This is a genomic window from Maritimibacter alexandrii (assembly GCF_005871115.1).
Lineage (GTDB): Bacteria > Pseudomonadota > Alphaproteobacteria > Rhodobacterales > Rhodobacteraceae > Maritimibacter > Maritimibacter alkaliphilus.
Genome location: NZ_SWKQ01000013.1, coordinates 293,713 through 319,520, shown reverse-complemented (window position 1 = coordinate 319,520; position 25,808 = coordinate 293,713). Strand labels below are relative to the sequence as shown.

Annotated in this window: 32 protein-coding genes and 1 tRNA gene; 19 read left to right on the top strand and 14 right to left on the bottom strand. The window is 65.8% G+C overall.

Translation table 11 applies throughout. The features are described 5' to 3' along the window. Window positions 1-40 precede the first annotated feature (40 nt). The gene (locus tag FCT00_RS14100; RefSeq protein ID WP_138423519.1) at window positions 41-913 is read left to right on the top strand and encodes a 50S ribosomal protein L11 methyltransferase; all 873 of its coding nucleotides are present in this window, start codon (window positions 41-43) and stop codon (window positions 911-913) included. Between the two features lie 91 nt (window positions 914-1,004). Further along, a complete protein-coding gene (locus FCT00_RS14095) occupies window positions 1,005-1,376 on the top strand; it encodes a hypothetical protein (protein WP_212748018.1) in 372 nt (123 codons plus the stop codon). A gap of 4 nt (window positions 1,377-1,380) precedes the next feature. On the opposite strand, the gene FCT00_RS14090 is transcribed toward FCT00_RS14095, so the two are convergent. Both FCT00_RS14090 and FCT00_RS14085 read right to left on the bottom strand, forming a co-directional pair. Next, complete coding sequence (locus FCT00_RS14090; protein ID WP_138423517.1) at window positions 1,381-1,929, bottom strand: peptidoglycan-binding domain-containing protein; 549 nt, start codon at window positions 1,927-1,929, stop codon at window positions 1,381-1,383. A gap of 62 nt (window positions 1,930-1,991) precedes the next feature. Then, complete coding sequence (locus FCT00_RS14085; protein ID WP_008330412.1) at window positions 1,992-2,417, bottom strand: OB-fold nucleic acid binding domain-containing protein; 426 nt, start codon at window positions 2,415-2,417, stop codon at window positions 1,992-1,994. A gap of 116 nt (window positions 2,418-2,533) precedes the next feature. Here FCT00_RS14085 and FCT00_RS14080 point away from each other — a divergent pair, with 116 nt between their 5' ends. Then, complete coding sequence (locus FCT00_RS14080; RefSeq protein ID WP_008330410.1) at window positions 2,534-2,857, top strand: 2Fe-2S iron-sulfur cluster-binding protein; 324 nt, start codon at window positions 2,534-2,536, stop codon at window positions 2,855-2,857. Window positions 2,858-3,017: 160 nt separating this feature from the next. After that, on the top strand, window positions 3,018-3,734 hold the full coding sequence (locus tag FCT00_RS14075) for an FG-GAP repeat domain-containing protein (protein WP_138423516.1): 717 nt from the start codon (window positions 3,018-3,020) through the stop codon (window positions 3,732-3,734). A gap of 160 nt (window positions 3,735-3,894) precedes the next feature. Here FCT00_RS14075 and FCT00_RS14070 read toward each other — a convergent pair whose 3' ends face one another. Both FCT00_RS14070 and purD read right to left on the bottom strand, forming a co-directional pair. Next, the gene (locus FCT00_RS14070) at window positions 3,895-4,485 is read right to left on the bottom strand and encodes a hypothetical protein (RefSeq protein WP_138423515.1); all 591 of its coding nucleotides are present in this window, start codon (window positions 4,483-4,485) and stop codon (window positions 3,895-3,897) included. After that, window positions 4,485-5,747 (bottom strand): phosphoribosylamine--glycine ligase, encoded by a 1,263-nt coding sequence (gene purD, locus FCT00_RS14065; RefSeq protein ID WP_138423514.1) that lies wholly within the window; start codon window positions 5,745-5,747, stop codon window positions 4,485-4,487. Before purD ends, FCT00_RS14070 begins: the two co-directional genes overlap by 1 nt. A gap of 60 nt (window positions 5,748-5,807) precedes the next feature. Between purD and FCT00_RS14060 the strand changes: the two genes are divergently transcribed. The 3 genes from FCT00_RS14060 to xseA all read left to right on the top strand — a co-directional run bounded on the left by FCT00_RS14060 (window position 5,808) and on the right by xseA (window position 8,702). Further along, entirely contained in the window at window positions 5,808-6,431 is a 624-nt protein-coding gene (locus tag FCT00_RS14060; protein ID WP_138423513.1) for a hypothetical protein, read from the top strand. Window positions 6,432-6,535: 104 nt separating this feature from the next. Further along, complete coding sequence (locus FCT00_RS14055) at window positions 6,536-7,096, top strand: type 1 glutamine amidotransferase domain-containing protein (RefSeq protein WP_138423512.1); 561 nt, start codon at window positions 6,536-6,538, stop codon at window positions 7,094-7,096. Window positions 7,097-7,133: 37 nt separating this feature from the next. Next, window positions 7,134-8,702 (top strand): exodeoxyribonuclease VII large subunit, encoded by a 1,569-nt coding sequence (xseA, locus tag FCT00_RS14050; RefSeq protein ID WP_138423911.1) that lies wholly within the window; start codon window positions 7,134-7,136, stop codon window positions 8,700-8,702. Between the two features lie 15 nt (window positions 8,703-8,717). On the opposite strand, the gene FCT00_RS14045 is transcribed toward xseA, so the two are convergent. The 3 genes from FCT00_RS14045 to FCT00_RS14035 all read right to left on the bottom strand — a co-directional run bounded on the left by FCT00_RS14045 (window position 8,718) and on the right by FCT00_RS14035 (window position 11,380). Then, window positions 8,718-9,827, bottom strand: a complete 1,110-nt coding sequence (locus FCT00_RS14045) for a pyridoxal phosphate-dependent aminotransferase (protein ID WP_138423511.1) — start codon at window positions 9,825-9,827, stop codon at window positions 8,718-8,720. Window positions 9,828-9,912: 85 nt separating this feature from the next. Continuing rightward, the gene (locus FCT00_RS14040) at window positions 9,913-10,356 is read right to left on the bottom strand and encodes a MaoC family dehydratase (RefSeq protein WP_008330399.1); all 444 of its coding nucleotides are present in this window, start codon (window positions 10,354-10,356) and stop codon (window positions 9,913-9,915) included. 151 nt (window positions 10,357-10,507) lie between these two features. After that, a complete protein-coding gene (locus tag FCT00_RS14035) occupies window positions 10,508-11,380 on the bottom strand; it encodes a TIGR01459 family HAD-type hydrolase (protein WP_138423510.1) in 873 nt (290 codons plus the stop codon). 170 nt (window positions 11,381-11,550) lie between these two features. Here FCT00_RS14035 and FCT00_RS14030 point away from each other — a divergent pair, with 170 nt between their 5' ends. After that, complete coding sequence (locus tag FCT00_RS14030) at window positions 11,551-11,973, top strand: rhodanese-like domain-containing protein (RefSeq protein WP_138423509.1); 423 nt, start codon at window positions 11,551-11,553, stop codon at window positions 11,971-11,973. A gap of 58 nt (window positions 11,974-12,031) precedes the next feature. Here FCT00_RS14030 and FCT00_RS14025 read toward each other — a convergent pair whose 3' ends face one another. Continuing rightward, window positions 12,032-12,952, bottom strand: coding sequence for a manganese-dependent inorganic pyrophosphatase (locus FCT00_RS14025; RefSeq protein WP_138423508.1), 921 nt, complete (start codon window positions 12,950-12,952; stop codon window positions 12,032-12,034). A gap of 108 nt (window positions 12,953-13,060) precedes the next feature. Here FCT00_RS14025 and FCT00_RS14020 point away from each other — a divergent pair, with 108 nt between their 5' ends. After that, window positions 13,061-13,714 (top strand): DUF2161 domain-containing phosphodiesterase, encoded by a 654-nt coding sequence (locus FCT00_RS14020; RefSeq protein WP_138423507.1) that lies wholly within the window; start codon window positions 13,061-13,063, stop codon window positions 13,712-13,714. A gap of 94 nt (window positions 13,715-13,808) precedes the next feature. On the opposite strand, the gene FCT00_RS14015 is transcribed toward FCT00_RS14020, so the two are convergent. Both FCT00_RS14015 and metF read right to left on the bottom strand, forming a co-directional pair. Then, window positions 13,809-15,200, bottom strand: coding sequence for an NAD-dependent succinate-semialdehyde dehydrogenase (locus tag FCT00_RS14015; RefSeq protein ID WP_138423506.1), 1,392 nt, complete (start codon window positions 15,198-15,200; stop codon window positions 13,809-13,811). Window positions 15,201-15,296: 96 nt separating this feature from the next. Further along, window positions 15,297-16,163, bottom strand: a complete 867-nt coding sequence (gene metF, locus FCT00_RS14010; protein ID WP_008330386.1) for a methylenetetrahydrofolate reductase [NAD(P)H] — start codon at window positions 16,161-16,163, stop codon at window positions 15,297-15,299. A gap of 96 nt (window positions 16,164-16,259) precedes the next feature. Between metF and FCT00_RS14005 the strand changes: the two genes are divergently transcribed. The 4 genes from FCT00_RS14005 (at window position 16,260) to FCT00_RS13990 (ending at window position 18,715) form a co-directional block, all read left to right on the top strand. Beyond that, window positions 16,260-17,165 carry a LysR family transcriptional regulator gene (locus FCT00_RS14005; RefSeq protein WP_138423505.1) on the top strand — a complete coding sequence of 302 codons (906 nt, stop codon included), beginning with the start codon at window positions 16,260-16,262 and terminating at the stop codon, window positions 17,163-17,165. 155 nt (window positions 17,166-17,320) lie between these two features. Next, window positions 17,321-17,617: a PepSY domain-containing protein gene (locus FCT00_RS14000; RefSeq protein ID WP_138423504.1), complete on the top strand. Its 297-nt coding sequence runs from the start codon at window positions 17,321-17,323 to the stop codon at window positions 17,615-17,617. Next, window positions 17,610-18,209 (top strand): cytochrome b/b6 domain-containing protein, encoded by a 600-nt coding sequence (locus FCT00_RS13995; RefSeq protein WP_138423503.1) that lies wholly within the window; start codon window positions 17,610-17,612, stop codon window positions 18,207-18,209. Before FCT00_RS14000 ends, FCT00_RS13995 begins: the two co-directional genes overlap by 8 nt. Then, window positions 18,206-18,715, top strand: coding sequence for a helix-turn-helix transcriptional regulator (locus FCT00_RS13990; RefSeq protein WP_138423502.1), 510 nt, complete (start codon window positions 18,206-18,208; stop codon window positions 18,713-18,715). Before FCT00_RS13995 ends, FCT00_RS13990 begins: the two co-directional genes overlap by 4 nt. A gap of 3 nt (window positions 18,716-18,718) precedes the next feature. Here the strand turns inward: FCT00_RS13990 and FCT00_RS13985 are convergent, their stop codons facing one another. Next, the gene (locus tag FCT00_RS13985) at window positions 18,719-19,741 is read right to left on the bottom strand and encodes a TIGR00341 family protein (RefSeq protein ID WP_138423501.1); all 1,023 of its coding nucleotides are present in this window, start codon (window positions 19,739-19,741) and stop codon (window positions 18,719-18,721) included. Window positions 19,742-19,789: 48 nt separating this feature from the next. Beyond that, window positions 19,790-20,272: a hypothetical protein gene (locus FCT00_RS13980; RefSeq protein WP_138423500.1), complete on the bottom strand. Its 483-nt coding sequence runs from the start codon at window positions 20,270-20,272 to the stop codon at window positions 19,790-19,792. Window positions 20,273-20,470: 198 nt separating this feature from the next. On the opposite strand from FCT00_RS13980, the gene FCT00_RS13975 reads away from it, so the two are divergent. After that, window positions 20,471-21,259 carry an inositol monophosphatase family protein gene (locus FCT00_RS13975; protein ID WP_138423499.1) on the top strand — a complete coding sequence of 263 codons (789 nt, stop codon included), beginning with the start codon at window positions 20,471-20,473 and terminating at the stop codon, window positions 21,257-21,259. 107 nt (window positions 21,260-21,366) lie between these two features. Then, complete coding sequence (locus tag FCT00_RS13970; protein ID WP_008330378.1) at window positions 21,367-21,561, top strand: hypothetical protein; 195 nt, start codon at window positions 21,367-21,369, stop codon at window positions 21,559-21,561. 20 nt (window positions 21,562-21,581) lie between these two features. Here the strand turns inward: FCT00_RS13970 and FCT00_RS13965 are convergent, their stop codons facing one another. Further along, a complete protein-coding gene (locus FCT00_RS13965) occupies window positions 21,582-22,316 on the bottom strand; it encodes a rhomboid family intramembrane serine protease (RefSeq protein ID WP_008330377.1) in 735 nt (244 codons plus the stop codon). Between the two features lie 89 nt (window positions 22,317-22,405). Between FCT00_RS13965 and FCT00_RS13960 the strand changes: the two genes are divergently transcribed. From FCT00_RS13960 to FCT00_RS13945, 4 genes are all read left to right on the top strand, one after another. Next, window positions 22,406-22,942: a tetratricopeptide repeat protein gene (locus FCT00_RS13960; RefSeq protein WP_138423498.1), complete on the top strand. Its 537-nt coding sequence runs from the start codon at window positions 22,406-22,408 to the stop codon at window positions 22,940-22,942. Window positions 22,943-23,012: 70 nt separating this feature from the next. Further along, window positions 23,013-23,717 (top strand): dimethylsulfonioproprionate lyase family protein, encoded by a 705-nt coding sequence (locus FCT00_RS13955; protein WP_008330373.1) that lies wholly within the window; start codon window positions 23,013-23,015, stop codon window positions 23,715-23,717. 45 nt (window positions 23,718-23,762) lie between these two features. Further along, window positions 23,763-23,848 (top strand) — tRNA-Leu (locus tag FCT00_RS13950). A gap of 188 nt (window positions 23,849-24,036) precedes the next feature. Beyond that, complete coding sequence (locus FCT00_RS13945) at window positions 24,037-24,291, top strand: hypothetical protein (protein WP_008330371.1); 255 nt, start codon at window positions 24,037-24,039, stop codon at window positions 24,289-24,291. Here the strand turns inward: FCT00_RS13945 and FCT00_RS13940 are convergent. Next, window positions 24,288-25,808, bottom strand: coding sequence for a tripartite tricarboxylate transporter permease (locus FCT00_RS13940; RefSeq protein ID WP_138423497.1), 1,521 nt, complete (start codon window positions 25,806-25,808; stop codon window positions 24,288-24,290). The two genes, FCT00_RS13945 and FCT00_RS13940, sit on opposite strands and share 4 nt — an antisense overlap.

Genomic DNA, 25,808 nt, shown 5'->3' with positions numbered 1-25,808 from the left:
CCGCCCGATAGGGCCAAGGCGACCCAAAGGAGTGACCGACATGCCCACATGGACCGCGCTGACCACGCTGGAAGGCAAGACGAATGCCGACGCGCTGGGCGAGGCGATGGAAGCTCTGACCCCCGAGCCGACCGGGGTCGGCGTCTTCGAACTCGAAGACGACAGCGGGTTGTGGGAGGTCGGCGGCTATTTCACCGAGGAACCGGACCGGGCCGGGCTCGCGCTTCTGTCCGCGATGCACGGGGCGCGGGATTTCGTGGTGTCCGAACTGCCCGAAGTCGACTGGGTGGCTCATGTGAAGCGGGAATTGCAGCCGGTCGAGGCGGGGCGCTTCTTCGTCTACGGCGCGCATGATGCCGACCGCCTACCGCAAGGCAAGGTCGGGCTGAAGATCGAAGCGTCGATGGCCTTCGGCACGGGGCATCACGGCACGACGCTGGGCTGTCTGCTGGCTCTGGACCGGATTGCGAACCAGGGTGTCGTCGCGCGCAACGTGGCGGACGTCGGGGCGGGCACCGCCGTGCTCGCCATGGCGGCGGCGAAGATCTGGCCGAACCCGGTCATCGCCTCGGATATCGACGAGGTCGCCTGCGACGTGGCGCGGGCCAATGTCCATGCGAACGGGGTCGAGGATCGTGTCCATGTGGTCGAGGCGGCCGGGTTCGATCACCCGGACCTGAAATCGGCCAGCCCCTTCGATCTCGTCTTCGCCAACATCCTCAAAGGGCCGCTCATCAGCCTTGCCCCGGACATGAGCGAAGCGGTCGCACCGGGCGGGCGGGCGATCCTGTCGGGCATCCTGAACCCGCAGGCGGACGAGGTCATCGCGGCCTATGACGCGGCGGGGTTCAGCGTCGACCGGCGCGACGAACATGGCGACTGGACCACGCTCACGCTTTTGCGATCCGCGTAAAATCGGACCGTTGCTGTCATATTGCAGCCTGAATTAAACGTATGATCCAAGGCTGTAACATTCAGCGCGAAGGCAGACCGCCATGGCGGACATGCAGCAAAAACATTTCTCCGATCGCGTCCAGCGCATCGAAAAGGGTCACCGCAACCTGAACAGCGGCTACGTTACGCTCGTGGAGCGGAACGGCGTTCTCGTGCCCGTCAAAAAGGTCCGGGCGCGGCGCGGCTTTCCGTGGCGGGGGTTGTTCCTCGTCCTCATCGTGTTCCTGCTGTTCAAGGCGTTCCTGCTGGCCTACCTCGGCCCGGTCACCTACATCGACCAGCACGCCAAACTCGAAGCCGGCGGGCTTGTGGAACAGGCGGGCGCGTGGCTTTTGCGGCCTGATGCGGCGACCGTGTATCTGTCGGGCGTGCTGGCACCGTTCGTGGAGATCGCTCAGGGCTTTCTCGCCCTGACGTTCTGACAGGCTACGACAGGTCGATTTCGACCAGCCCCAGCTTGCGCGCGCTTTCCGTCGACAGGATCGCGGAATTCAGCCCCTCGGAAATCTGGAAGGTGCGGATCGCCTGACGTGTCGCCTCGTCGAGTTCCCCGTGCGGATAGTCGGCATAAAGCCCGCGCGCGGTCAGGGCGCGCTGGATGGATGCGATGAATTCGGGCGTCCAGCGGGGAGGGCAGGGGGTTTCGAAATAGATCTGCTCACGCCCGTCGACGATCCGCGCCTCGGTGACGGTTTCGTATTTGGCGGGCGTGATGATGTTGCCGTTTTCGGCGATCTTGGCCTCTTCCACCAGCCGGTGTTCGGTGACCTGCTCGACCGTGGCGGGGGTCACGTCCTTGCCGTAGCAGGCGCCGGGGCGCGCGCCGGGCGGGCCCATGGTGAAGTCGGTGATGATCTGTTCGTCGCCGAAATCGGCGCGCGTCACCTCTTGGCGCGGCCCGGTCTTGGCACAGGCGGCCAGCGTGATGGACAGGGCCAACATGGCCCCGGTGGTGCGGACTGTTACGCGATTCATACTGCTCGTGGTCCCGTTTGCGGGTTGTTTGGCCGGACAATAGCGCGATTTGTGGAATCGGGCTAGCCCCGCTGAACCTTCCCCCCGACCTCCCATGCCTCGGTGCGGACCGGGGTGGAGGCAGGCGGCAGGGCGAGGCTGTCGAGCATCCACGAAATATCCTCGACCGTGTCCGCGACCACGTGACCCACGCCGCTTTGCCGCTGGATCTTGCCGGTGACACGCAGGCAGCGCCCGGCGACCACGGCGCGGCGGAAGCGTTCGTAGACGGCACGCCAGACGACGATGTTGGCAATCCCCGTCTCGTCCTCGAGCGTGATGAACACCACGCCGTTCGCCGTGCCGGGGCGCTGGCGCACAAGGACGAGGCCCGCGACCGTGACCCGCGCCCCTTCATGCGGACGGTCGAGCATCCGGTGGGGCACCGCATGGGGCGGGCGCGGCCAGTCGCGGGGGCCGAAGCGGGACAGGAGCGGGGCGGCGGTCATGTGAACAAAATAAGAACAAAGACGATCTCGGTGCAAGGTGAAACTTGGGCGAACCGGGCTGGACCCTCGTCCCGCCCTTGGCTAGAACACCGCGGACTGTGCATTCGGAGACCAAGATGGCGAAGATCACCTATATCGAGCACGACGGCACCAAGCACGAGGTCGACGTGGCCAACGGGCTGACCGTGATGGAAGGCGCGCGCGACAACGACATTCCGGGCATCGAAGCCGATTGCGGCGGTGCCTGCGCCTGCTCGACCTGCCATGTCTACGTGGCCGAGGAATGGGTCGGAAAGCTCCCCGCGAAAGAGGCGATGGAAGAGGATATGCTCGACTTCGCCTTCGAACCCGACCCGAACCGTTCACGCCTGACCTGCCAGTTGCAGGTGACCGACGCGCTGGACGGTCTGGTCGTCCAGATGCCGGAAAAGCAGATCTGATCCTGCGAAGCGGAGCGCGCCGACGCGCGCGCTCGGTCTCTCGGCCCCGAGGGCCTCGGGCCGCCCGGACCGGCGGTCACGTTTGCGTTGAGGGGCCACGCGACGCTGGCGTTTCGACAGGCGCCTTGGCACTGAAGACAGAGATCATCGGGAGGTCGTCATGAAAGCCATCTGGATCGCGCTCGCGCTTTCGGTGTCCGGTCCGGCCATCGCCAAGGAGATCGCGGGGGCGCGCTATGTCGAACCGACCGATGCCTATGGCCATGGCGCGGTGAAGAACGGCGAATATGCCGGGCTGAGGATCGACTATGACGACGGCACCCACAACGTGATCCGGTTCGACGGTGCCGTGTTCGAAGACACCGCGCCGCGCCTGCATGACTTCGACGCGGACGGCACGCCCGAGGTGGTCGCGGTGCTGTCGGGCTTTCGCGTGGGCGCGATGGTGCAGGTGTTCGATTTCGACGGAGACTGGGCACGGCCCATCGGAAACACCAATCCGATCGGCCAACGCCATCGCTGGCTCGCCATCGCGGGCATCGCCGATTTCAACGGCGACGGGCATGACGATATCGCCTATGTCGACCGCCCGCATCTGGCGCGCACCTTGCGCATCGTGACCGTCGGCATGGCGGGCGGGGCCGCAACGCTCGCGCCCTATGCCAGTGCCGAGGGGCTGTCGAACCACCTGCTCGGCACGCCCGAGATCGAGGGCGGTGTGCGCGACTGCGACGGCGCGGTGCCTGCGGTCCTCACCGCGAATGCCGACTGGACCCAGGTGGTCGAGACGGTCTGGCAGGACGGGCGGCTGATGTCGACCGAGGTCGGCCCCTATCGAGGGCCTGAAAGTTTCACGCCACATCTTGCCTGTGAGTGATTTCGCCCCGGGCTGACGCCCGGGACGACCCGCTGGAGGGGCATCGCCATTGTCTCTCGGACCAATGGCGCGACACTGGCGATCCCTCCAGACCTCCGCACGACAGCTGGAGGGGCCAGCCCCTCCAGACCTCCCCGAGGTATTTTCGGACCAGAGAAGATCAGGGGCGGGTCGTGTCGTGGGCGTGCATCTCTTCGAGCGTCGTGGCGAGTGCTGCGGCCTTGACCCGCGGGCGTTTGCGCCACGGCCAGTTGCCGTAGGTCAGGATCGCGCCCATCGCCAAGAGCACGATGGTGGGGATCGCGGCCGTGGCGAGACGCTCGCCGGAGACGCCGGTGGCCAGCATAGAAATGCCCAGAATGCTGCCGAAGAGGAGCGTGCCCAACCCGATGAGGAACATGCCCCAGCGCCCGCCGCGGATCACGCCGAGGGCCACGAGTTGTCCGGGCCGGGCCTGATCGAGGGCGCGCAAGGTCGCGGCACAGGCGGCAAGGTGGGTGCGTGCGTCGGGATCGGCGCGGTAGACGCGGGCCGAGGCGTTGTAGCCCAGCGAGCAGCGTCCGTCGGCCGTGTAGAGGTCGAGCCGGACGATCCGGTTGCCCTTCAGGACCTGATTGACGAGGGCGGCGTCCTCGACATCGCGCAGGTCGAGCGTCCAGTCACCGTCGAGCCGGGCGGTCGTACCATCGAGCGTGAGCGTGTCCTGTTTCGCCAGCAGCGCGGGCTTCCAGGTGAAGCTCTGCGCGGTCATCAGAGCGCGCGCCAGCCGATGTCGGAGCGGTTGAACCCCTCGGGCCAGTCGATCCTGTCGACTATGGCATAGGCCGTGTCGCGCGCCTCTTGCAGGCTGTCGCCGCGCGCCGTGACGTTGAGGACGCGGCCGCCGTTCGCAGTGATCTTGCCGTCCACGTCGCGGGTGCCGGCATGGAATACCATCTGTTTCGACGTCTCCTCGATCTTGTCGAGGCCGGAGATGACCGAGCCTTTTTCATAGGCACCGGGGTAGCCGTTGGCGGCCATCACGACCGTCATGGCGTGGTCGTCGGCCCAGTTCACCTGACGATCCGCCAGACGCCCTTCGGCACAGGCCAGCATCAGGTCGAGCGCCTGCGCACCCAGCCGCATCATCAGCACCTGACATTCCGGATCGCCGAAGCGGACATTGTATTCGACGAGGCGGGGCTGGCCATTTTCGATCATCAGCCCTGCGTAGAGCACGCCTTTGTAGGGCATCCCGCGGTCGGCCATGACGCGCATGGTGGGCGCGATGATTTCGTCCATCGCCTTTTGCGCGATCTCATCCGTCAGGACCGGGGCGGGGGAGTAGGCACCCATGCCGCCGGTGTTCAGCCCGGTGTCGCCGTCGCCCACGCGCTTGTGGTCCTGCGCCGTGCCGATGGGCAGCAGCGTTTCGCCGTCCGACAGGATGAAGAACGAGGCTTCTTCGCCCGTCATGAATTCTTCGATCACGACCTCGGCCCCGGCGGCCCCGAATTCGCCGCCGAACATATCGTCGATGGCGGCAAGCGCGGTGTCTTCGTCCATCGCGACGATCACGCCTTTACCGGCGGCCAGACCGTCGGCCTTGACCACGATGGGCGCACCCCGTTCGCGGATGTAGGCCTTGGCGGGAACGGCATCCGTGAACCGGGCATAGGCGGCGGTGGGGGCGGAGGCTGCATCGCAGACCTCTTTCGTGAAGCTCTTGGAGGCTTCCAGCCGTGCGGCGGCCTGTGACGGGCCGAAGGCGAGGATGCCAGCGGCCTCAAGCGCGTCGGCCACGCCTGCGGCCAATGGCGCTTCGGGGCCGATGATGACGAAGGTGATCGCGTTCACGTTGCAGAAGTCGACGACCTTTTCGCCGTCTTCGATGTCGATCTTGGCGCATTCGGCGATCTGGGCGATCCCGGCGTTGCCCGGTGCGACGATCAGCTTGTCGCATTTCGGGTTCTGCATCACGGCCCAAGCGAGCGCATGTTCGCGGCCACCGCCGCCCAAGATGAGAATGTTCACCGCAAATCGTCCTTCTGCTAGTCAGTGGGGGAATACCCATGCCGGGGCCGAGGGGCAAGGATGCGAAAGCGCCAGTTGTATGAGCGGATTTCGATGCACGATTTCGGTCCGGACGGGCGCCATGCCTTCGAGGCGCTGCTCGGCGCGCAGGAAAAGCTGGGGGAGCGGGAGGCGGCGCTCTGGGTGCGCGAATACCTGCGGTTCGTCTATCTGACCCAGTTGACCAATGCGCCGCTGACGCCATCGGTCAGGGTGGATGCGGTCTGGCATCTGCACCTGTCGCAGGCCGAGGAGTATTGGGAACGCTTCTGCGCCGGGGTTCTGGGCAAACCGCTGACCCATCGCGAGGCGACGGGGGCTGGGGAGGCCAAGCGGCATGGCGAGCAGTATCTTCATACCCTTGCGCTTTACGAGCAGGAGTTCGGGGAACCGCCCGACACGATCTGGGCGCGCAAACGCGCGCGGCGCTACGTGTCGCCTTTGCTGATCTTCGGCAGCGGTGGGGTCCTGCTGTTTGTCGTGGGCGCGGGCGTCGGCAACGGGCCGATGATCGCGGCGGGCGTCGTGGCGCTGGCGGTGGGGGCGGTGCTGGCGACCCGGCACCGCGACAGGCGCGGGCCCGCGAGTTGTGCGGCGGCCTGTGGCGGGGCGAGCTGCGGCGGGGCCGACTGCGGCGGCGACTGAAGGGCGGCGAACCGGCGGCGATCGGCCGGGTGCATCGCGGGGCCGGAACAGACCGCCGCGACTGTCCGTTGGTGTGGCGACACGAACGAACAAAGGAGGACGTCATGTCCGAACTGAACGGCAAGAAAATCGCCATCCTCGCCACCAACGGTTTCGAGCAGTCCGAACTGGAAGTGCCGCTGGAAAAGCTGAAAAAGGCCGGAGCCGAGGTCCATGTCATTTCGCCGGAAGCCGAGGAAATCATCGGCTGGGACGAAAAGGACTGGGGCCGCGCGGTCAAGGTCGACAAGGTTCTGGGCGACGCCAAGGCCTCGGACTACGACGCGCTGGTGCTGCCGGGCGGTCAAATCAACCCGGACCTTCTGCGCCTGAACACCGAGGCGCTCGCATTCATCCGCGCGTCCTTCGCGGGCGGCAAGACCATCGCGGCGATCTGCCATGCGCCGTGGCTTCTGATCGAGGCTGGGATTGCCAAGGGGCGCCACATGACCTCGTACCCGTCGGTGCGCACGGATGTCGAGAATGCAGGCGGCAAATGGGAAGACAGCCCGGTCGTGACCGACAACGGGATCGTCACCTCGCGCAACCCCGACGACCTCGACGCCTTCTGCGACAAGATCATCGAAGAGATCAATGAAGGCACGCACCACCGTCAGGCCGCGTGATCTTTCCTTCGGCGTGCGGGTCGGGCATGGTCTGCCCATGTCCGACCTGATCGAAGATTTGGAACCGGGGGGCAATGCCCCTGAATTCACCGTCTCGGAGCTGTCCGGGGCGGTGAAACGCATGATCGAGGGCGAGTTCGGCCATGTCCGGATTCGCGGCGAGGTCGGGCGCGTGTCGCGGCCCCGGTCTGGGCACATCTATCTGGATTTGAAAGACGATCGCGCGGTGATTTCCGGCGTAATCTGGAAGGGCGTGTCGGCACGGCTTGTCACCCAGCCCGAAGAGGGGATGGAAGTGGTCGCCACCGGGCGGCTCACCACGTTCCCCGGCCAGTCGAAATACCAAATCGTTATCGACGACATCGCGCCTGCGGGTGCCGGGGCGCTCATGGCGATGCTGGAAAAGCGCAAGGCGGCGCTGACGGCGGAGGGCCTGTTCGCGCAGGAGCGCAAGAAGCCGATCCCGTATCTGCCGGAGATCATCGGCGTCGTCACCTCGCCCTCGGGCGCGGTGATCCGCGACATCCTGCACCGCTTGCGCGACCGCTTTCCGCGCAAGGTGCTGATCTGGCCGGTGGCCGTGCAGGGCGAACGCTGCGCGCCCGAGGTGACGCGGGCGATCCAGGGCTTCAACGCGCTGACGCCGGGGGGCGCTCTGCCGCGCCCGGATCTCATCATCGTCGCACGTGGCGGCGGCTCGGTCGAGGATCTGTGGGGCTTCAACGAGGAAAGCGTTGTGCGCGCGGCGGCGGCGTCGGACATCCCGCTGATTTCCGCCGTGGGGCATGAGACCGATACGACGCTGATCGACTACGCCGCCGACCGGCGCGCGCCCACGCCCACGGCGGCCGCCGAGATGGCGGTCCCGGTGCGGCGCGAGCTGATGGCGTATACGGCCGAGTTGGGGTCGCGCCTGACCTCGGCTCTGACGCAGGGCATCACGCGGCGGGCGCAGCGGCTGACGGACATGTCGCGGGCGCTGCCCCGCGCCGAGACGCTGCTGGAGACGCCGCGTCAACGGCTCGACCGGGCAGGCGACCGGCTGCCTGCGGCGCTGATCGCCAAGGTGCGCGGGGAAGAGGTTCGGCTGAACCGGGCATCGGGCGGGCTGCGCCCCTCGGTGCTGACGAACCGGGTCACGGTGCTGCGTGAGCGAGTCGCGGATCGGGCTGGGCGGCTGGGCTATGCGCTCGCGCGTCCGGTTGAGGCGGGCAAGCGTGATCTGGCGCGGCTGGCACCACGGCTCGACCCCGCCCGGATCGACGAGGCGCGGTTGCGCAAAGAGCGGGAGTTCGAGGCGCTGTCCGCGCGGCTGTCGCGGGTCGGCACCGGGCAGATCGAAGGCTGGCAGAAACGGCTGGATGCGTTGGAGCGGATGCGAGTGACGCTTGGCTATACCGAGACGCTAAAACGCGGCTATGCGGTGGTGCGGGGCGATGGTGACGTGGTCACGACGCGCGAAGCGGCGGCCCATGCGGGAGCGTTGGAGATCGAGTTCCATGACGGACGGCTCGACGTGATCGGCGGGGGCGGCGGATCCGCCAAACCGACGGCAAAGACGAAAAAGTCCAAGGATGAGCCGCCGGAGCAGGGCACGCTCTTCTAAAACATCGGAAAAGTGCTAGGCGCGCGCGGCGGCGAGGGCCTGCGGCAAGGCCTCGGCGAAAGCGTCCATATCCTCGGGGTGGCCGACCGACACGCGGATGCAGCGATCCTCGGGCGCGGCGAAGGGCATCCGCACGAAGATGTCGCGGGCGACCAGTTCGGCCAGAACCCGGCGCGCGAAATCGCCGTCCGCGCCACAGTCGATGGCGACGAAATTGGTGGCGGAGGGAAGCGACGTCAGACCGTTCTCGCGCGCGATCTCGGCAAGGCGGTCGCGGGCGGCCGACACTTTACCCTGCACCTGCGCCAGCCACGCATCGTCATGAAGCGCGGCCAAGGCACCGGCCTGTGAAATGCGGGCCATGCCGAAGTGATTGCGGATCTTGTTGAACGCGGTGATGAGCGGCTCGGCCCCGATGGCGTAGCCCACGCGCGCCCCGGCCATGCCGTAGGCCTTTGAGAAGGTGCGCATACGGATGACGCGGGCGTCGTCCGGGTCGATGGCGGGGGCCGTCCCCTCGGGCGCGAATTCGAGATAGGCCTCGTCGAGCACCAGAAGCGTACCGTCGGGCACCGCGTCGATCATGCGCTGGATCGTGGCCGCATCGTGCCACGTGCCCATCGGATTGTCGGGGTTGGCGATGTAGACGAGCTTGGCCCCGACCTCGGCCGCCTTGGCGATAAGCGCCTCGGGGTCTTCGTGATCGTCACGGTAGGGCACCGTCACCAGTTCGCCGCCGAAGCCGGTCACGTGGTAGTTGAAGGTCGGGTAGGCGCCGAACGACGTGACGACCTTGTCGCCTTCGCCCACGACGAGCCGGACGAGGTAGCCCAGAAGCCCGTCGATCCCTTCGCCGACGATGATGTTGCCCGCGCCGACGCCCAGCCGGTCGGCCAGCGCCATGCGCAGGTCGTAGGAGAGCGAGTCGCCGTATTTCCACGTCTCGGAGGCTTCGCGCGACATCGCTTCGATGGCCTTGGGCGAGGGGCCGAAGACGCTTTCGTTCGCGCCGATGCGGGCCTTGAACGGTCGGCCCCGCTCACGCTCGGCGGTCTCAGGCCCGACGAAGGGGACGGAGGCGGGCAGACGGTCGACGAGTGCGGTGTAGCGGGGGCCTTGTGTCATGGCGGCATAATCGTTGAACCGACAGCCAACGGCAAGCCGTCGCGTGCGCGCCCGGTGTCGGATCGACCCCCGAAAAGCGGTGGCGTCAGTCGAACTTCTTCGACGGGGCGAGCACGGTGGCCTCGCCCTTCAACACCGGTTTGCCCGCGACCGTGCATTCTGTCTTGAGCTGCACCCGGCGTTTGCCGTGGTCGATCTCCATCACCGTCACTTCGGCGCGCACCACATCACCGGGACGGACGGGACCGAGGAACTTGAGGCTCTGGCCCATGTAGATCGTGCCGTGGCCTGGAAGCTGCTCACCGATCACCGCCGAGATGAGCCCGGCGGTCAGCATCCCGTGGGCAATACGCCCTTCGAAGATCGTGTCCATCGCATAGGCATCGTCGAGGTGCACGGGATTCCGGTCGGTCGAGACTTCGGCAAACAGCTCGATATCGCGATCCGTCACCTCTTTCATGAGGTGGCGCGACATTCCGATTTCGAGGTCCTCGATGCAAATCGTGCCTCGGGGGAAGTTGTCCAACATGGAATCCTCCGGGTAATTTTAGACGCGCTTTTTGCGACGCTCGGCAACAATATTACTTTGCGGGTGCAGAAACAAGAGCGAAAAGGCCGCAGTTCCGGACCTGCTGTCGCAAGCCGAACGCGCTGGTCGCCGGAAAAGTTCGCAGGTTTGCTTAACGCAACATGCCGATGGCGAAGGTCGGAGTGACCCGCTCGCCCTCGACATAGGCGGCAAGCGCCTGCGCATCCGGGTCGGTCACGGTCCTGGTTTCGGCCCGCGCGAGCCCCCCGGTGATGAAGAGCGAATCGATGTCTTCGCCCAAAGCACCCTTGATGTCGGTCTGAATCCCGTCGCCCACGGCGAGCATCCCTTCCGGGCCGACGTTCCGTCCGAGCGCGGCGAGGCGCCGGCGGGCGAGATCGTAGATCGGCGGATGCGGTTTGCCGAAGTAAAGGCTCTCGCCCCCCATTTCGGTATACATCCGCGCGACGGCCCCCGCGCACCATTCGCGCACCTCTCCCCGGTCCACCACAATGTCGGGGTTGGCGCAGAGCAGCTTCAGCCCCTTCTGCTTGGCATAGAGCAGATCGGGCCGCCAGGTCTCGGGATCGGCGGAGGGGTCGTCGGGGCCAAGGCAGACCAGCCCTTCGGCCTCGGCGATGCCGACACGCTCGACCGCGACCGGGTCGTCGATGATCTCCATCTCGCGGAAAAACCCGTCGCCGGGCTGTTCGCCCATGACATGCACCTTTTGCCCCACGGCGCCGGTGAAAAGCGCGGCGCGCGCGGCGTCACCGGAGGAAGCGATGGTGTCCCAGCAATCATCCGGCAGGCCGAACCGGGCCACCTGTACGGCCACCGCGTGACGGTCGCGGGGCGAGTTGGTCAGCAGCACCACGATCTTGCCAGCCGCGCGAAAGGCGCGCAGGGCCGGGATCGCCTCCGGATAGACCTTCACCCCGTCGTGGACGCAGCCCCACAGGTCGCACAGCAGCACGTCGTAACGGTCGGAAATGTCGGTGAGCGACTGGATGATCTGGGTCACGGGGATTGGCCTCGTCCGGGTTGCGTCACGGCGATGGGTAAGGGGCGCGCTTCGGGGGATCAAGCGCATTGCGCCCCGGCCCGTGGCGGATCGCCGCAATCGGGGGCAGGGGATACACTTCGGCGCGGGCAAGTCATATCTAGGAAAGTGAATATGATTTGGAGGCCAAGATGGCAGACACAACAAGACGCTTCGTGATGATCGGCGGGGCCGCCGCGGCGCTTGCCGCCGTGACCGGAGTTTCGCTTATCGCCGGCGGCAAGCCGGGCTTCGAGCAGCGGTTCATGACGGTGGACGAGATGAAAGCGACCGGCGGGCTGATCGTCGACATCCGCACCCCGCCGGAATGGGCCGAGACGGGCGTGATCGACGAGGCGGTGCTTCTCACCTTCACCGACCCGGACCGCTTTCTGGCGCAGGTCGGCCCCGCGCTGGCCGATGGGCGCGACCTGATCCTGGTCTGCCGGTCGGGCAACCGGACGCGCGCGGCGGCGCAGGCGCTCGAGGGGCGGATCCCGAACCGGATCGTGTCGGTCGACGGCGGGATGAAGCGGGTGATCGCGGGTGGTTACCGGACGGTCGCGCCGGGCTGACGCGCCAAAGAAAAAGGGCGCCACACCGGGCGCCCTTTTGGGGCTCTGACCGACCGCCTCAGAGGGCGAGGTTCGGGATGATCTGCTTCTTGCGGCTCACGATGCCCGGCAGAACCGCCGTGTCGCCGGACACGGAGGTCGAGAAGCTCTTTTCGCACAGCGTCTTGACCAGATCGTTGGGAACAAGCAGCGTCGCCTCTTCCTTGAGGATGTCCACGACGAAGAGCAGCACCTGATCGACGCCGTCTTCTTCGGCGACCGTCACCATAGTCTCCATCAGGCTGTCCTTGCGGCCCATCGGAATATCGGGCGCGGTGGTTTCCAGAACCGAGACGCGGAATTTCTTGCCGCCGACTTCGTATTCCTTCGAGTCCATGCGCAGGAGTTCCGCGTCGGAATAGGCCGACACGTCCGACTTGGCCGCGAACATCTCGGCGGCATAGTCGGGGATCGACACACCGAGTTCGGAGGCGAGCGTCTTGGCGACCTCGATGTCACGGTCGGTGGTGGTCGGCGAGCGGAATTCCAGCGTGTCCGACAGGATGCAGGACAGGGCCAGTGCGCGGATTTCGTCCGGCATCTTGGCGGTGTCGTCGCCCATCAGGTCGTACATGATGGTGGCGGTGCAGGCGACCGGGCGGATGGTGATGTCGATCGGACCCTTGGTTTCCAGCCCGCCGACCAGCTTGTGGTGGTCGATGATCTGCACGACGTCGGCGTCGTTGATCGCGGCCGGAAGCTCGGCGGGGTTGTTGGTGTCGACGATCACGCAACGCTGGCCCGGCTCGACCTCGCTGATGATGTCGGGCGTCGACTGGCTCCAGCGCTCCAGCACGAAGGCGGCTTCGGTGTTGGGCTGACCCAGCAGTACGGCCTTGGCCTGCTCGCCCTTGATCTCGTTGAGGTACCAGGCCCAGATGAGCGGCGAACCGGTGGAGTCGGTGTCGGGCGATTTGTGACCGAAAACGAGGGTTGTCATACGGGTGCATCCCTTTGAGCGTTGAAAATTTCGCGCGACCTATAGCGATGTGGCCCGCGGATGTCACGACCCCCTTTGCCGCATGGGCCGCGCAGGGTATCACGGGGCATGGGCAGGGTGACTGAGACGGACCTATACCCGCCGGTCAAGGCGTGGCTCGAGGCGCTGGGATACGAGGTGAAGGCCGAGATCGGCCCGGTCGACGTGATGGCGGTGCGCGCAGGCGGCGATCCGGTGGTGGTCGAGCTGAAGGCGGGTTTCTCGCTGACGCTTTTGCAACAGGCGGTGGCGCGGCAGTCGGTGACCGATATCATCTACGTGGCCGTGCCGCGCTGGTCGGGCAAGTCCGGTTGGCGGGCGTTCAAGGGCAATGTGGGTTTGTGCAAGCGTCTGGGGGTCGGCGTCCTCTCGGTGCGGCTCGAAGACGGGTTCGTGCAAGTCCACGCCGATCCGACCGAGTTCCGCCCGCGCAAGTCCAAGACCCGGCGCGACCGGCTTCTGTCCGAATTCGCGCGGCGCGAGGGCGACCCAAATCTGGGCGGCAGCCGGGGTCGGGTGATGACCGCCTATAAACAGGAATGCGCCCGGATCGCCGCGCATCTGGCCGCCTCCGGCCCCTGCAAGGGCGCCGAGATCGCCAAGGCCACGGGCGTCACGAAAGCGACCAGGATCATGTATGTGAACCACTTGGGTTGGTTCGCCCGCGTCGACACCGGCACCTACGACTTGACCGAAAAGGGGCGCGCCGAGCATTCCGCCTGACGCGCCCCTCTTCTCTGGTCCATAAATAACTCGGAGGGGGTCCGGGGGAGGCAGGGCCTCCCCCGGCGAGTCGACCGCTTCAGCGGTCGAAACCTCAATTCGTGATGATCGTCTTCACGTTCACGAATTCCTTCATGCCGAAGCCGCCATGCTCACGGCCATAGCCTGAATCCTTCACGCCGCCGAAGGGCATGTTCGGGGTGGCCACGTTGAAGCCGTTGATGAAGACCATCCCGGTGTCGAAATGCGACCGGGCGAGGTTCACGGCATAATCCTCATCCTGCGAGAAGATGCCGCCGCCCAGGCCGAAGCGGCTGTCGTTGGCGATGTGCATCGCCTCCACGTCGTCCTTGGCGCGGATGACGCTGGCGACGGGGCCGAAGAGTTCCTCGTTATAGGCGGGCTGCCCCGGCTTCACGTCGGTCAGAACCGTGGCGGGGTAGTAATACCCTGTGCGATCCGGGATCTCGCCGCCGCATGCGATGGTCGCCCCCTTGTCGACCGACTTGGTCACCTGCTCGTGCAGCGTGTCACGCAGGTCGCCGCGCGCCATCGGGCCGAGTTTCGTGGATTTCTCGCGCGGATCGCCCATTTTCAGCGCCGACATCGCCTCGACATAGGCCTTCACGAAGGCGTCGTAGTTCTTCTCGGTCACGATGAACCGCTTGGCGTTCACGCAGGTCTGGCCGTTGTTGTAGATGCGCCCGACGACGCAGGTCTTCACGGCAAGGTCCAGATCGGCGTCGTCCAGCACGAGGTAGGCGTCGTTGGAGCCAAGCTCGAGCACGGTTTTCTTGATCGCGCCGCCTGCGATGGCCGCGACCTTGGCGCCCGAGGCGGCAGAGCCGGTCAGGGTCACGCCGCGCACGCGGTGGTTCTTGATGATCTCGTCCGAGGTGTCGTGGTCGATGACCAGCACGGTGAACAGGTGTTCCGGCAGGCCGGCCGCCTCGAAGACGTCGCGCAGGAACAGGCCCGATCCGGTGCAGTTCGACGCGTGTTTCAGAAGCACGCCGTTCCCGGCCATGAGGTTCGCGATGGCGTAGCGCACCGCCTGATAGGCGGGGAAGTTCCACGGCTGGATGCCGTAGATCACGCCCTGCGGCTGGTAGGTGATGACACCGCGCTCGCCATTGGCGACCTCGCGCACCTCGTCGGCCAGCTCCTCGGGCCCCTGTTCGGCGGTCCAGTCGCAGATCGCCGCGCATAGCTCGATCTCGGTGTGGCCGTCTTCAAGCCGTTTGCCGGTTTCGTCGGTCATGAGCGACGCGAAGTCGTCCGAGCGATCGCGCAGCGTGGCGCCGATCTTCGAGATGATCTCGGCACGGCTCTCCTTGCTCGTCTCGCGCCAGTGGAGGAACGCCTCGTGGCAGCGTTCGACGGCGGCCAGCGCCTCCTCCCGCTCCATGATCGGATAATCTTTCAGGGGTTGCTCGGTGGCCGGGTCGACCGTGGTGATATAGCCGGATTTGGCAGCGTCTTTCATGGGCGTGGTCCTTTCGGGTTGCCTTGGACCTGCCAACGGAAAAAGGCCGCGCCCTGTTCCGGGTCGCGGCCTTCACGTGTTCCTGAGCGGGTCGGGTCAGGCGACCTGTTGCAGCGCCACCTTGGGCGTCACGCCCAGCGCGTGAACGATGTCGCGCGTGATGTCGGTCTTGTTCAGCGTGTAGAAGTGCAGGTCTTCCACGCCTTCTTCCATCAACTCGGTGCAAAGCTCGGTCGTCAGCGAAATCGACAGCAGCCGCTCGCGCCCGTCGCGCTCGGCGCGCAGGAAGGCATCGTCGAGGTAACCCGGCACCGGCGTGCCGCAGCTTTTCGCGAAGTTCTTGACCCCGGTCCACGACTGGATCGGCAGGATCCCCGGAATGATCGGGGCGTCGATCCCGGCTGCCGCGCATTTGTCGCGGAACCGAAGAAAGGTTTCGGCCTCGAAGAAGAACTGGGTGATCGCGCTGGTCGCGCCCGCGTCGATCTTGCGCTTGAGCCAGTCGACGTCCGCCGTATCCGACGCCGCCTCGGGGTGCGGGTCGGGGTAGGCGCCGACGCGGATCTTCATGTCGCCGCGCGCCGCGATGGCTTCGATCAGTTCGACCGAGTTCGCGAAGCCGTCCGGATGCGGGACAAAGCCGTTCGACCCTTTGGGCGGGTCGCCCCGCAGCGCGACGATCTCGGACACGCCGACACGGGCGTAGTTGTCGATGATCTCCATCGTCTCGTCGCGGGTCGCGTTCACGCAGGTCAGGTGCGCCGCGACGTTCAGGCCGTAGTTCTTGTGGATCGTCGCGACGACATCGTGGGTCAGTTCGCGCGTCGTGCCCCCGGCGCCATAGGTCACCGACACGAAAGACGGGTCGAGCGGCGCGAGGTCACGCACGGTATCGGACAGGCGAAAGGTCGATTCGATGTTCTTCGGCGGGAAGAATTCGAACGAGATGCGGGGCGCTTTCATGGCGATAGATTCCTCTTGGTGTTGAGGTGAACCTAGGGCCTTGGCCTTCGTGAGACAAATTCATAATATTCAGAAAGAATATGAGGATCGCTCACAATGTATCTCGAATTTCGTCACCTGCGCACCATCCGGGCCATTCACGAGGCTGGGGGGCTGGCCCGCGCCGCCGACATGCTGAACATCACGCAGTCCGCTTTGTCCCATCAGGTCAAGGGGTTGGAGGAGCAGGTCGGGATGGAACTGTTCCAGCGCCGGTCGAAACCGATGAAGCTGTCGCCGGCGGGCATGAAGCTGCTCCGCCTCGCCGAACGAATCCTGCCGGAGATTTCGGCGGTCGAGGAAGAGTTTCGCGCGATGCAGTCGGGCCGGTCGGGGCGTATGCACATCGCAATCGAGTGCCACGCCTGTTTCGACTGGCTCTTCCCCGTGCTCGACGGGTTCCGCAGCGCCTGGCCCGAGGTGGACGTGGACATCCGGATGCGGCTGGCCTTCGACGCGATCGAGGCGCTGAGGCGGGAAGAGGTGGATTTCGTCATCTCCTCCGATCCGGTGAGCCTGCCGGGCGTCACCTTCACGCCGCTCTTCGACTATGAGCCGATGTTCGTCTGCGCCGCGAACCATCCGCTTGCAGACCGCACGTGGATCGAGGCCGGGGATTTCGCGGAAGAGGTCGTGCTGCATTACCCGGTGGAACGGGCGAAGCTCGACATCTTCACCCAGCTTCTGACCCCGGCGAGGGTCGAGCCGAGGGGCACGCGGGGCGTGGAACTGACCGAGGTGATCCTGATGCTCGTCGCCGCCGGGCGCGGAGTGACGGTGCTGCCCGACTGGGTGCTGGGCAAATACCGCTCGAACCCGGATTACGCGGTCCGGCCGATCACCGAAGCGGGGCTGAACAAGCGGATGTATGCGGCGACGCGGGACGAGGACGTGTCAAAACCCTTTATCGCGCACATGATGCGGCTGGCGCGGACCGAGCCGGTAAAACTTCAACGGGCATAGGGGCTTGGCCGCATAGGGGCGCTGCGGCTGGGCCTAAGCGGGCGCTTAGACCGGCCCGACTAAGCCCCCCGCCAATGGCTCGCCGCGGGTGATCGGCAAATCTGGAGGGGACCGGCGGGCGCTGTGCCTGTCGGGCCACCGAAAGGACCCACACGATGAAAAAGATCACTCTCACCCTCGCCGCGCTCGCTATCGCTGTGCCTGCCGTCACCTTCGCAGCCGACGATGACGACGCGTCGATGGCGACGATGCCGGATCTCGCGGCGGGCACGATGCTCGGCACCGACGAGGCCTCGATCCGCAACGCGCTGACCGCACTGGGCTTCGACGTGCGCAAGATCGAAAAAGAGGACGGCCGCATCGAAGCCTACGTGGTCAAGGGCAAGATGACCGCCGAGGTCTATGTCGACCCGACCACCGGCGCGGTCGTGCAAGGCGGCGACGATGACTGAGGTCGCTTCGACGACCTCCGGGGCGCGTGATCGGCGCGCCCCGGACGGGGTGACCACCGTCAAGGTCTGGGACCCGGTCGTGCGCATCACGCATTGGGGCGTGGCGGCGGCGGTTCTGGGCTGTTCCTTTCTGTTCGAGCCCGAGGGCAAGAGCGCGGGCCTGCACCAGCTTTTCGGCTACGTCGGTGTCGGGCTCGTCGTCCTGCGGCTTTTGTGGGGGCTCGTCGGGCCACGCCATGCGCGGTTGTCCAGCTTCCCCCCGAACCCGATGGCGGCCCTCAGGCATCTGACGGACTTGCACCGGGGGCGGCGTCACGTGCATCTTTCCCATAACCCTGCCGGGGCGCTCATGGTCTATAACCTCTGGGCCTCGGTCATCGCGATGGGAGTGACGGGATACATGATGGGGACGGTCGCCTATTTCGGTATCGACTGGGTCGAGGAAGCGCATGAGGTGATCTATGGCTGGATCATGGTTTCGGTGGTGCTTCACTTCGCGGGTATCGTGCTCGATACCGTGTTGACGCGCGTGCCGCTGGTGCCTGCGATGATAACGGGCCGCAAGCGCGTGCCGACGGATCGCCTCGGATGACGGCGGTGGCCGTCAGCGATCGCGCCAGAACGGGGCGGCGGGCAGCGTTGCTTTCCGCCGTCATCGTCGTCCAGACGCTCTGCGCGATCTTCTTTCTGGGCGACGTGATCGGCGACCTTGTCGGCGACGGACAATTCGAAGGGCCGCACAAATGGGTCGAGATCGTCGCGGGGCTTGCGATGGTCGGCGGTGTGGCCTTTCTGATCTTCGAGCTGCGCCGGGTGATGAACCGGGTCGCGATCCTCGAGAACGCCACGCGGGCCGCGCAGGGCGAGATGGCCGAGGTCATCGGGGCGTTTTTCGACGAGTGGAACCTGACGGCGAGCGAGCGGGACGTGGCGCTGCTGATGCTCAAGGGCATCGAGAACGACGAGATCGCGCGCATTCGCGGCACGGCCTCGGGCACCGTGCGCGCTCAGGGCGCGGCGGTGTTTCGCAAGGCGGGGGTGGACGGGCGGCCTCAGCTCTTTTCGATTTTCATGGAGGAGTTGCTGGCGGGCGAATGACCGTTACGTCGCCGGGTGCAGAAGCCGCCACCAGATGAGGGCGGCGAGGGCGGCGAGCAGGCCCACGGATATGGCCGCGCTGATCCATTGCGACCGGGCGGCCGCCTTTTTCTCATAAAACGTGCGCGGCGTGATGCCCCGGCTGGCCATGACCGCCTGAGCGGCAAGGTTCACGCAGACCACGTTCACGGCGAGAAGCGTCGCGGCGCCCACGGCAAGGGTGGGCTGGCCAAAGCCCACGAACAGTCCGATGGCCGCGGTGGGCGGCAAAAGGGCGACGGCGACCATGACCCCGACAAGGGCCGACGACAGGCCGGATACCTGCGAAAGCGCGGCAGCGGCACCGGAGGCCAGCGCGATGGCCATACCGTCGAACCCGACCTCGGACCGGCTCATCAATTCCTTCGCGGCGAGGTCCGGGGGCCAGATCAGCCCGATGGCGAGGCTGAGCGCCAGCACGATCGCGACACCGACGAGGTTGGTCATGAGCGCCTTGCCCATCAGCTTTCCGTCGCCAAGGGCGATGCCCACGGCAAGGGCGAGGTTGGGGCCGAGCAGGGGGGCGATCACCATCGCGCCCACGACCACGGCCACGTTGTCGGCCAGCATCCCGAAGGCGGCCACGATTGTCGAAAGCACGACGAAGGTGATGTAATTCCGGTCGGCACGCGCATTGCGCCAGACGCTGTCGTAAATCTCTTCGCGCGTGCGGCCCGTCGAGGCGAATTCGCGCCGTTCCTTGGGCTCTTCCTTTTCGTCCTCCTCCTCGACACGGGGGATCGTCGCTTCGATGGGCAGCAGGGTGATGCGCCAGTCGTCTTCGTTCTCCGGTCCGAACACCGCCTGCATCCGGTCGAGCAGGGTCTGGCGGTCGTCGTCATCGGCGAGGATCAGAAGAACGGGATCGCCGGGCGGATCGGTCGCCTCCAGCACGCGCAGGTCGATGACGCCCACGTCGCGGATTGCCCGCACAAGGTAGGTCAGCGTGGATTTCGGTGCGGTGACGAGGATCTGGCGCGTGGTCATGGGGCGACAGTAGCCAAGCCCCGGCCACTGTCCACCTTCCGCGTGGCGTCAGGCCTGCGAGACCTCGCTGATCCCGAACCGCTTCCGGTCTTCTTCGGTCAGTTGTTCCACCAAGGGGCCGATCTCGTCGTCGATGTAGTAGGTCCTGGGTTCGTCCGCGAAGGCGGCGTCTTCGAGCGGCGCATCGCACAGGATGTCGAAAACGCGGGTCTCGACCATGACGGTGCCCCCGATCTTGAACGTGACCTCGATCTGAAACGTCTTGTCTTTGCCCTTGAACCGGCACGGCTCCTTGAAGGTGAGCGTGTCGCGCCGTTTCATCGGGGGCGGCGGGGGTTTGCGCTCTATCTCGCCGATGGGAATACAGCCCTTGCCGCACTGTGGCACGGCGGCGTTGCGCGCGGTGAGTTTGCGATTGATCTGGGCCAGAAGCTCGGCGGCCATCGTCTCCCGCGTCTTGGACGTTTCGATGACGAGCCGTTTGGCTTCGATGGACGGTGGCACGATCGGAACGTACCGCTCATCCAGCACCAGATCGCCAACCACTTTCTGTCTGTAATGTATTTTCGGTGTGCGGCAGTCAGCGGCCATTTTCAAATCCCCCATTCTCCAAAGAATGAGCGAAGGATAACACGGAAATGGCTTGTTCGCCTATTTTGGCCCCGGCGCGCCCCTTGGCATCGCGCCCGCCCGCGCGTATAGCGCCCTCTGAACCAAGGAGCCCCGGACATGCAAGGCAGCGCCAATCTCAACGTCATGATCAAGGCCGCGCGCAAGGCGGGTCGGTCGCTGGTCAAGGATTTTCGCGAAGTCGAGAACCTTCAGGTTTCGATGAAGGGCGCGGGCGACTTTGTGAGCCGTGCGGACATCGCCGCCGAAGAGATCATCAAGAACGAGTTGATGGAAGCGCGCCCGAACTACGGCTGGCTCGGCGAAGAGGGCGGCGGCGAAGAGGGTAAAGACCCGACGCGGCGCTGGATCGTCGATCCGCTCGACGGGACCACGAACTTCCTCCACGGCCTGCCGCACTGGGCGGTGTCCATCGCGCTCGAGCACAAGGGCGAGATCGTCGCGGGCGTCGTGTTCGACGCCGCGAAGGACGAGATGTTCTTCGCCGAGAAGGGCAACGGCGCATGGCTCAACGACCAGCAGCGTCTGCGGGTGTCGAGCCGTCACAAGATGATCGAGTCGATCTTCGCGACCGGCGTGCCCTTCGGCGGGCGGGGCGATCTGCCCCAGACCTTGCAGGACCTCGCGCGCCTGATGCCGACCTGCGCCGGTGTGCGGCGCTGGGGGTCGGCGGCGCTCGACCTCGCCTATGTGGCGGCGGGGCGCTACGACGGGTTCTGGGAACGGCGCCTGAACGCATGGGATATGGCGGCGGGCCTTGTCATCCTGCGCGAAGCGGGCGGTCTGGTCGAACCCATCGACCCCGAGGGCGACATCCTGTCGGGCGGTGACGTGATCGGCGCGAACGAAGCGATCTTCGACAGTTTCGCCAAGATCATCCGGGACTGACCGGCCCCGAACGTCCGTTTTACCACGTCTTAGGCATCACTACGGCACAATTGCGCCGCGTTTTGACGCCATCCTGTCTCGAAGCAATTCGAAGGGGATGTGTTGCAATGCGTATCGCAAGAAGGCTGCTGCGGCCTTTTTTGAAGGAAGAGGATGGGGCTGTCACCGTCGATTGGGTCGCACTGACCGCCGCGATCCTGATGCTTGGCCTGTTCGCAGGCTTTTCCGTCACCAGCTCGGTTCCGACGCTCGCCAACAAGCTGAGCGAATTCGTCTCTGGTCGGTCGGTCGGGCCGGAATAAGAACCGGGCCTGACCCCTGACTATCGCCGGCGGCGGACCGCAGGCACGCTCGATGATGAGAAGCGATATTGCGCGTCGGGATGCGGCGGGTGCCCGTGCGTGCGGCGCCAGAACTCCGGCCCGCCTTCGCGCAGCCACTTGGGCAGCACCCAGACGAACCCTACGATGAACCCGCCGACATGGGCCATATAGGCCACCCCGTCGCCCGGCATCGTCGCGCCGTTGAATAGCTGGAGCGCGAACCACAGCCCAAGCATGATCCACGCGGGCATCGGGAAGATCTTGAAGAAGACGATGAAGATGAAGAGCACATCGACCCGCGCCTTGGGAAACAGGAGCAGGTAGCCGCCCATCACCCCGGCGATGGCGCCCGATGCGCCGACCATCGGAATGCCCGAGGACGGATCGGGCAGGATCTGGAACATCGCCGCCCCCACACCGCTGGCGAGGTAGAAGACCAGAAAGCCGAAATGGCCCAGCTCATCCTCGAGGTTGTCGCCGAAGATCCACAGAAACAGCATGTTGCCCGCAATGTGCCAGAAGCCCGAATGCAAGAACTGCGAGGTGATGAGCGTTTCCAGCCCGTTGCCCGACGTGATCCGCTCCGGCACGACGCCCCAGGTCCAGAACGCCTCGCCCAGCGCCCGGTCGTCGAGGCCGAGCTGGCCCAGAAAGACGACCACGTTGATCGCCACGAGGATGTAGGTGACGAAAGGCGTGCGTTCGGACGGGTTGTGATCGCGGATCGGAAACATGGGTGCAGATGGCCCCATGCGCGCGGGGGCGTCAAGCGGCTCGCGCGTGCGTGACTTGACGGGATCGTCCGTGCGGCGGACGGTTGGACATGCGGTTTCTCGTTCCACTCCTCGTGGCGACACCGATCTGGGCCGATACCTGTCCCGAAGGCCCCGATACCGGCGACGCGCTGGCGGCCCTGATCGCGGAAGGGCAGGCCGCCCAGACCTATATGGTCGCCCGCGACGCGCTGCGCGATATGTGGTCGCTCTGGCAGGCGCCGCCGGACAAATGGTCGGGCGAGCTGCTGGACGTCGGCCTCGAACGGATGCGCGTGGCCGATTACGAGGGTGCGCAGAAGGCGTTCGACGCGCTGGTCGAATACTGCCCGACATGGGCCGAGGCGTGGAACCAGAGGGCCTTCGTCTATTTCCGGCAGGAAGACTACGCCGCCTCACTTGAAAATATCGAGCGGGCACTGGAGATCGCTCCGCGCCATATTCCGGCGCTGTCCGGCAAGGGTGTGACGCTTCTCAAGCTGGGGCGCGAGGACGAAGGGTATGATGCGCTGAGGGCGGCCGTCGATCTTCACCCCTGGTTGCCGGAACGCGGTTTGATCCCCGAGCTTTACGGCGCGCCGCGTTAGGGCGCGAGAATCATTGCCCCGACCCCCCATGTCGGGTTTTCGTAATCGCCACCACGAAGGGGAGGCGGCGATGGACAGCACGGCACCGGCATCGGATGGGATCGAGGGCGTCCGCCTGAACGACAGCCCCGGCTGGCATTACCTGCTGCATGAATTCGAGGCGCTCTATCGCCACGGCTCGGCGGGCGGGTCCAAGGCGATCCGCAGCCACCGCCGCAAGGTGCGTGAAACGCTGTCGTCTGTGGTGGATGGCAACCCGCTGGTTCATCCGCGCCCGCCCGAGACCAAGCCGGTGACGGCGCATCTGCACCGGGCCTTCGACCTTGGCGCGCGCACGCCGATGTTCGGACTGAGCCGCGCGTTGGAGCGGATTTCGCCGCTGCTCACGTGGGAATACGGCTATGCGAAGGTGCCGCCGCACCTCGCCCGGAAATACGCCTATTGCGAGGTGCTGGGGCCGCGCGGCCCCGTCGTGACCGAGCGGATCACGCTGGGCTTCGTCCTGTTCGCGCCGCGCACAACCTATCCCCAGCACAGCCACCACGACATCGAGGAAAGCTATATCTCCATCGCCGGCGCTTGGTCGGAAAACCAGCTTGCGGTCTATGCCCCCGGTTCGCTGATCCTGAACAGGCCGGGCGAGGAGCATCGGATCACCACGGGCGACGACGACCCATGTCTTCTGGCCTATGCCTGGGTCGGGCCGACCGACCGGCTGACGGACCCCGGCATGAAGTTCTCGAAAGCCCGCAAACGCGCCGAACAGGGCATCTGACGGCCTTTCCTCGCCCGCGCGGCTGGGCTACGGTCCGCGTCGCTGGCCCGCGTGGTGGAATGGTAGACACTGGGGACTTAAAATCCCTTGGCCTGAGTGCCGTGCCGGTTCGAGTCCGGCCGCGGGTACCAGCGATATCAAAGGTTTGCTTCCATTCCGCTCGTCGCGGCGCCGCAAGAGGGGCCGCATTTGACATCCGCGCGCTCGGTCACCACCTTCGGCCCATGTGCAATGATCGACTGCCCCCAAGCGCCGCGGCCACCGTTCCGGTCGGTGCGCCCCGACTGTTCGCCGAAATGACCATGCGGGGGGTGCGATAATGGAAGCGCGCACGATCGCCCTCATCTTCATCTCGCCCTTCGTCGTGGCCTTCATCTATGCCGGTATCCACGAATTCCTGCGCTACAAGTCCGAAGGCCGCACGAATTACGGCCTCGTCTACGACGAAGAGACGGGCACGACCCATGTGACCGGGATCGCCGAGGACGAAGAGCCCTACGACCCCGAAGATTTCGACCCGAGCGACTACAACGACCCCGAGGTCGGCGCGGGACCGGAGGATCGCAAGACCTAGCCGATGTCCTCGTGACCGACGGTCGCGTGATGCCCCGCCCTTTTGCGCCGCATCTGCGCGAAGGTGGAGAGCGCCACGATCAAAAGCGCGGCCAACCCTGCCGTCAGCGCGATGGGACGGGTCAGGAACACGCCGAAATCACCGTCGCTCAGCAGCAGCGTCCGCCGCAGATTCTCTTCGATGGGGGCGCCGAGGATCAGGCCAAGGATCAGCGGGACGACATCGAACCTCAACAGGATCAACGCGAAACCGGCGAGGCCGAAGACCAGCGTCATCCAGAGGTCGAAGGTGGAGTTGCCCACGCTCATCACACCGATGCAGGTGAAAAGCACGATGCCCGGAAACATGAGCGGGTAGGGGATTTGCAGGAGCCGCACCCAGATCCCGATCAGCGGGATGTTCAGGGCGACGAGGATGACCATGCCGATCCAGAAGCTGACGATGAGCCCCCAGAACAGTTCCGGGTGGCTGGTCATCACCATCGGGCCGGGCTGAATGCCCTGAAGCATGAGGGCCGCGAGCAGCAGCGCCATGACCGCATCGCCGGGGATGCCCAGCGTGAGCGACGGGATGAACGCGGTGCCGATCCCCGCGTTGTTGCAGGCCTCGGGGGCGGCCAGCCCCTCGACCGCGCCGGTGCCGAATTTCTCGGGCGTCCTCGAGACGCGCTTCTCGACCGCATAGGCGATGAAGGTGGCCATGCCACCGCTGGTGCCGGGAAGCGCGCCGAACGCCGCCCCCAGCCCCGAGCCGCGCAGCATCGCGGGCCACGAGGCGCGCCATTCGGCACGGGACGGCAATTGATCGCGCAGGCGAAGGCGTTGCTTGACCGGCGAGACGGCGGACTTGCCGATGCTCGACATGACTTCGGTGAGGGCGAACAGGCCCATCGCCACCGGGATCAGCCCGACGCCGTTCGACAGTTCGGTCATGCCGAAGGTGAAGCGTTGCAGCCCGGTGTTCACGTCGGTCCCGACCGTGGCCAGCAACAGGCCCAGCACCACCATCGCGAACCCCTTGAGCGGCGAGCCGCGCCCCACGCTGGCGGCGGCCACGAGGCCCAGAACCATGAGCATGAAATACTCCGCCGGGCCGAATTTCAGTGCGAAGGCCGACAGGGCCGGGGCGAAGAGCATCAACAGGATGATGCCGACGGACGACCCCCAGGCGGAGGCGATGCACTTGATGAACAGCGCGACACCGCCGCGCCCCTGTTTGGCCATCGGGTATCCGTCGAGCACATCGACAGCGGCCGCCGGATGCCCCGGCACGCCGATCAGGATCGAACATGTCCCGCCCCCGAAATCCGCGCCGAAATACACGCCCGCCAGCATGATGAGGGCACCGTCCACCGGCAGGTAGTAGGTGAACGGCAGAAGGAGCGAGATCGTGATGAGCGCGCCCAGTCCGGGCAACACGCCCACGAGCGTTCCAAGCAGCACGCCGATGAAGCAATACCACAGGTTCGTCAGCGTGAATGCCTCGCTGAACCCGAGCAGGAGATGATCGAAGAACAT

Excerpts from the sequence above, each read along its gene's own strand:
- FCT00_RS14100 (WP_138423519.1), top strand. The coding sequence starts at position 41 with ATGCCCACATGGACCGCGCTGACCACGCTGGAAGGCAAGACGAATGCC.
- FCT00_RS14095 (WP_212748018.1), top strand. The coding sequence starts at position 1,005 with ATGCAGCAAAAACATTTCTCCGATCGCGTCCAGCGCATCGAAAAGGGT.
- FCT00_RS14090 (WP_138423517.1), bottom strand. The coding sequence starts at position 1,929 with ATGAATCGCGTAACAGTCCGCACCACCGGGGCCATGTTGGCCCTGTCC.
- FCT00_RS14085 (WP_008330412.1), bottom strand. The coding sequence starts at position 2,417 with ATGACCGCCGCCCCGCTCCTGTCCCGCTTCGGCCCCCGCGACTGGCCG.
- FCT00_RS14080 (WP_008330410.1), top strand. The coding sequence starts at position 2,534 with ATGGCGAAGATCACCTATATCGAGCACGACGGCACCAAGCACGAGGTC.
- FCT00_RS14075 (WP_138423516.1), top strand. The coding sequence starts at position 3,018 with ATGAAAGCCATCTGGATCGCGCTCGCGCTTTCGGTGTCCGGTCCGGCC.
- FCT00_RS14070 (WP_138423515.1), bottom strand. The coding sequence starts at position 4,485 with ATGACCGCGCAGAGCTTCACCTGGAAGCCCGCGCTGCTGGCGAAACAG.
- FCT00_RS14060 (WP_138423513.1), top strand. The coding sequence starts at position 5,808 with ATGCGAAAGCGCCAGTTGTATGAGCGGATTTCGATGCACGATTTCGGT.
- FCT00_RS14055 (WP_138423512.1), top strand. The coding sequence starts at position 6,536 with ATGTCCGAACTGAACGGCAAGAAAATCGCCATCCTCGCCACCAACGGT.
- xseA (WP_138423911.1), top strand. The coding sequence starts at position 7,134 with ATGTCCGACCTGATCGAAGATTTGGAACCGGGGGGCAATGCCCCTGAA.
- FCT00_RS14045 (WP_138423511.1), bottom strand. The coding sequence starts at position 9,827 with ATGACACAAGGCCCCCGCTACACCGCACTCGTCGACCGTCTGCCCGCC.
- FCT00_RS14040 (WP_008330399.1), bottom strand. The coding sequence starts at position 10,356 with ATGTTGGACAACTTCCCCCGAGGCACGATTTGCATCGAGGACCTCGAA.
- FCT00_RS14030 (WP_138423509.1), top strand. The coding sequence starts at position 11,551 with ATGGCAGACACAACAAGACGCTTCGTGATGATCGGCGGGGCCGCCGCG.
- FCT00_RS14025 (WP_138423508.1), bottom strand. The coding sequence starts at position 12,952 with ATGACAACCCTCGTTTTCGGTCACAAATCGCCCGACACCGACTCCACC.
- FCT00_RS14020 (WP_138423507.1), top strand. The coding sequence starts at position 13,061 with ATGGGCAGGGTGACTGAGACGGACCTATACCCGCCGGTCAAGGCGTGG.
- FCT00_RS14015 (WP_138423506.1), bottom strand. The coding sequence starts at position 15,200 with ATGAAAGACGCTGCCAAATCCGGCTATATCACCACGGTCGACCCGGCC.
- metF (WP_008330386.1), bottom strand. The coding sequence starts at position 16,163 with ATGAAAGCGCCCCGCATCTCGTTCGAATTCTTCCCGCCGAAGAACATC.
- FCT00_RS14005 (WP_138423505.1), top strand. The coding sequence starts at position 16,260 with ATGTATCTCGAATTTCGTCACCTGCGCACCATCCGGGCCATTCACGAG.
- FCT00_RS14000 (WP_138423504.1), top strand. The coding sequence starts at position 17,321 with ATGAAAAAGATCACTCTCACCCTCGCCGCGCTCGCTATCGCTGTGCCT.
- FCT00_RS13995 (WP_138423503.1), top strand. The coding sequence starts at position 17,610 with ATGACTGAGGTCGCTTCGACGACCTCCGGGGCGCGTGATCGGCGCGCC.
- FCT00_RS13990 (WP_138423502.1), top strand. The coding sequence starts at position 18,206 with ATGACGGCGGTGGCCGTCAGCGATCGCGCCAGAACGGGGCGGCGGGCA.
- FCT00_RS13985 (WP_138423501.1), bottom strand. The coding sequence starts at position 19,741 with ATGACCACGCGCCAGATCCTCGTCACCGCACCGAAATCCACGCTGACC.
- FCT00_RS13975 (WP_138423499.1), top strand. The coding sequence starts at position 20,471 with ATGCAAGGCAGCGCCAATCTCAACGTCATGATCAAGGCCGCGCGCAAG.
- FCT00_RS13970 (WP_008330378.1), top strand. The coding sequence starts at position 21,367 with ATGCGTATCGCAAGAAGGCTGCTGCGGCCTTTTTTGAAGGAAGAGGAT.
- FCT00_RS13965 (WP_008330377.1), bottom strand. The coding sequence starts at position 22,316 with ATGTTTCCGATCCGCGATCACAACCCGTCCGAACGCACGCCTTTCGTC.
- FCT00_RS13960 (WP_138423498.1), top strand. The coding sequence starts at position 22,406 with ATGCGGTTTCTCGTTCCACTCCTCGTGGCGACACCGATCTGGGCCGAT.
- FCT00_RS13955 (WP_008330373.1), top strand. The coding sequence starts at position 23,013 with ATGGACAGCACGGCACCGGCATCGGATGGGATCGAGGGCGTCCGCCTG.
- FCT00_RS13945 (WP_008330371.1), top strand. The coding sequence starts at position 24,037 with ATGGAAGCGCGCACGATCGCCCTCATCTTCATCTCGCCCTTCGTCGTG.
- FCT00_RS13940 (WP_138423497.1), bottom strand. The coding sequence starts at position 25,808 with ATGTTCTTCGATCATCTCCTGCTCGGGTTCAGCGAGGCATTCACGCTG.